The sequence below is a fragment of the Mesorhizobium sp. M7D.F.Ca.US.004.03.1.1 genome (assembly GCF_003998635.1).
Taxonomy (GTDB): domain Bacteria; phylum Pseudomonadota; class Alphaproteobacteria; order Rhizobiales; family Rhizobiaceae; genus Mesorhizobium; species Mesorhizobium loti.
The window spans coordinates 1-3,979 of record NZ_RZQG01000567.1 but is presented as its reverse complement, the minus strand read 5'-3'; the positions used below and the strand labels follow the sequence as shown (position 1 = coordinate 3,979).

Below are 3,979 nucleotides of genomic sequence, written 5' to 3'. Positions count from 1 at the left end.
GAGCCGATGCCGGCGCGCTGACGAACAACCGGCTTAGCGGAATCGTCGCGTTCCGTCGCGCCCGCCTCTGCCCTGCCGGGCATCTCCCCCACTTGGGGGGAGATTGACTGGGGCTTGGTTGGCACTTTTCCTTCGACCGGTTTTTCGGTTCGCCGCACGGTCATCTCGTCCAGCGAGTTCTTCTTGAACAGCGGCTTGGGGGCGTCGCCGGGAATGCCGAAGTCGGAACCGTGCGCCTCTTCGGCCGACTGTTTCTTGAACAGCGAGCGCGACATCGCCCCTGCCGGCGTCGGCATGTCGGTGCCCGGACCCATGGCGTCGAGCGAGGGTTTGGCGAACAGCGGCTTCTTGACCGGCACGGCGCCGTCGGCGCCCATCTCGTCGAGAACAGGCTTGCGGAAGAGGTTGGGCCGGGCTGCCTCTTCGGCGGCACGTGCCTCGTCGAGCTTGCGGAAACGCTCCTGTTCCTCTGATGTACGATGTTTGGCCACGCCCTTGTTGTGCTTGCCCTTTTCGCGACCCGAGACCGGGCTTTCCATGTCGGCATATTTGGCCAGCGGGTCTTCGGAGATGGACAGTTCCATCTCGCGCAGCCGCTTGATCTCGTCGCGAATGCGGGCAGCTTTCTCGAAATCGAGATTGGCGGCGGCGTCGCGCATCTGCTTGTCCATGGCGTCGAGATGGGCTTTCAGATTGTTGCCCATCATGGCGCCGGCGTTGTCGGTGAACTGCGAGATGTCGGCGCGGACATGGTCCTTCTCGTAGACCGAATCCAGAATGTCGGAGATGCGCGATTTGACCGATTCCGGCGTGATGCCGTTGGCCTCGTTCCACTCCACCTGCTTCTCGCGGCGGCGGTTGGTCTCGGCCATCGCCCGCTCCATCGAACCGGTGACCTGGTCGGCATAGAGGATGACCTTGCCGTCGACGTTGCGGGCGGCGCGGCCGATGGTCTGGATCAGCGAGGTTTCCGAGCGCAGAAAACCTTCCTTGTCGGCATCGAGAATGGCGACGAAGCCGCATTCGGGAATGTCGAGGCCTTCGCGCAGCAGGTTGATGCCGACCAGCACGTCGAAGGCGCCGAGGCGCAAATCGCGTAGGATCTCGATGCGCTCCAGCGTGTCGATGTCGGAGTGCATGTAGCGGACGCGGATGCCTTGCTCGTGCAGGTACTCGGTCAGGTCCTCGGCCATGCGTTTGGTCAACACCGTGACCAGCGTGCGGTAGCCGGCCTTGGTGGTGTCGCGGATCTCGCCGACGACATCGTCGACCTGGCTCTTGGCCGGGCGCACCTCGACAGGCGGATCGATCAGCCCGGTCGGGCGGATGACCTGCTCGGCGAAGACGCCGCCGGCCTGTTCCATTTCCCAGCCGCCCGGCGTCGCCGAGACAGCGACCGAGAGTGGGCGCATGGCGTCCCATTCCTCGAAGCGCAGCGGCCGGTTGTCCATGCAGGACGGCAGACGGAAGCCGTATTCGGCCAGCGTCGCCTTGCGGCGAAAATCGCCCCGATACATGCCGCCGATCTGCGGCACTGTGACATGGCTTTCGTCGATGAAGACCAGCGCATTGTCGGGAATGTATTCGAACAGCGTCGGTGGCGGATCGCCCGGCTGGCGGCCGGTCAGATAGCGCGAATAGTTCTCGATGCCGGCGCAGGAGCCGGTGGCCTCCAGCATTTCGAGGTCGAAACGGGTGCGCTGTTCCAGCCGCTGCGCCTCCAGCAGGCGGCCGGCCCGTTCGAGTTCGACCAGCCGGTGCTTGAGCTCTTCCTTGATCGACTTGATCGCCTGGTTGAGGGTCGGGCGCGGCGTCACATAGTGCGAATTGGCGTAGATCTTGACGCTTTTCAGCTCGCCAGTCTTCTGGCCAGTCAGCGGATCGAACTCGGTGATCTGCTCGATCTCGTCGCCGAACATCGAAATGCGCCAGGCGCGATCTTCCAAGTGGGCCGGGAAGATCTCGATCGTGTCGCCGCGCACGCGGAACGAGCCGCGGACGAAGTTGATGTCCTGGCGCTTGTATTGCTGGGCGACGAGATCGGCGAGCAGAGCGCGCTGGTCGAGCCGGTCGCCGATCTGCATCTGGAAGGTCATCGCGGTATAGGTCTCGACCGAGCCGATACCGTAGATGCAGGACACCGAGGCGACGATGATGACGTCGTCGCGCTCGAGCAGCGAACGCGTCGCCGAGTGGCGCATGCGGTCGATCTGCTCGTTGATCGAGGATTCCTTCTCGATGAAGGTGTCGGTGCGCGGAACGTAGGCTTCCGGTTGGTAATAGTCGTAATAGGAGACGAAATACTCGACGGCGTTTTCCGGGAAGAATTTCTTGAACTCGGAATAGAGCTGTGCCGCCAGCGTCTTGTTCGGCGCCAGGATCAAAGCAGGGCGCTGCGTCTCCTCGATTACCTTGGCCATAGTGAAGGTTTTTCCGGACCCGGTGACGCCGAGCAGCACCTGGGTGCGGTCGTTGTTGTCGACGCCTTCGACCAGATCTTTGATCGCGGTTGGCTGGTCGCCGGCCGGTTCGAAATCCGACACCATCTTGATGGTAATGCCGCCTTCGGATTTTTCCGGGCGGGCGGGGCGGTGCGGCGTCCACAGCACACCGTCCTTGTGCAGCGGATTGCCGGATTCGATCAGCGCCGACAGCGCGGCCACCGTCGCGGTGACGCTGCCCGAGGCCATCGTCTCGGCGTCTTCCAGCGAGATGTCGAGGCCGGCGACCGGATTGAGGCCGGCTGCCGTGCGCTCCCTGGCCGTTGCCGCGCCACCCATCGAGGTGCCGCGCGAACTGCGCCCCGGCGAGCTTGAGCGCTCGGGTATCTTCTTCGACGGCTTCGGCGATTTGCCGCCGTCGCCCTTGCCGACGAGACGTCCTTCCTTCTCGGCTTCCTGCTCGATCTGCTCGGCCCAATCCGCGATCGAACCGGTCAGCGGCGTGCCCGAGAGCTCTGGCTGCGGCATCTCGGCGAAGCCGCCTCTGTGCAGCGGCTCCGAGGCGTCGAGGAAATCCGTCAGCGGACTGCGCCGCTTCGGCGCGGCGCGGTCGTCGTTCGCCGTCGGCGGCGCTTTTTGATCGGGAGATTTGGCCATGTCCCGAATATGGGATTTCCTGGCCAAAATGGAAAGAGTGGGATGAGGTGAGGCGCCTCGCCGGATGCGGCTCCTGACAGAAGGCTGTCAGGAGGAGACGTTGGTTGCGTGCCTGCCCGGAAGGATCAGGCGCCGCGTGCGTTGTCCGCCGCCACACGGGTCGCCGATCCGTTCAGGCGCGGCACCACAACGAGGCGCTTGATTTTGCCTTTCTTGAAGGCGGCGAGGAAGCGCGCATAGTCCTTGAAGGCGACGCAACCGCTCGACTGGGCGTAGCGGCCCCGAAGCAGGTAGGTATGGGCCAGCAGGCCGTCGCGATTGTATTTGTTGCGGCCATCGACCGGTGTCAAGCGCAAGGCCTCCACACCATGAAAGCGCGACTCGCGCAGCGATAGATTGTAGGTGTTGGGCGGTGTCGGTCCGCGGTTCTTCTGGTTGGCATAGCGAGGCTGGTCCGCCATGGGGCCGATGCCCGAATGCGCCTCGAGCCTCGAGCCGTCAGGCATGTAGACGGTGCCGGCGCTGATGTCGTAGACGGCGACGCCATTGCTGGCTCCGCTGCTAGACCCTGGCGAGTTGAACAGGTTCCTGAATGCCTTGCCGAGGCCGCCCGAAGGCGTGTCCGGCTTGGCATAGGCCAACACATTGCCGCCATCGGCCGGTCGGCCTTGCCGCGCCGGCTTGGTCGGCTGAGCCTGCTGGACGGTCTCGCGCGCCGGCTTCGGCTGCTGGACGGGCTTGGACTGCTGCTGCACGACCTTGGGCTGCTGCGGTGCGTCGAATTGCGGGCGGCGGGTCGGCAACGGCACGTCGTCGGTGAGCGCGTCCGGCAGCGAGGCGGCATCGCCGGGTTGGTCCTGCTGGGTTTCGACGGGCGAAAC

Annotated in this window: 2 protein-coding genes; both read right to left on the bottom strand. The window is 64.5% G+C overall.

Translation table 11 applies throughout. The features are described from left to right. Nucleotides 1-3,098, bottom strand: a 3,098-nt coding sequence (gene uvrB, locus EN935_RS25500; RefSeq protein ID WP_127373732.1) for an excinuclease ABC subunit UvrB, incomplete at its 3' end; no start/stop codon positions are given. A 125-nt stretch (nt 3,099-3,223) separates the two neighbouring features. Then, on the bottom strand, nt 3,224-3,979 hold a 756-nt coding region (locus EN935_RS25495), incomplete at its 5' end, for a DUF2778 domain-containing protein (RefSeq protein ID WP_164771330.1).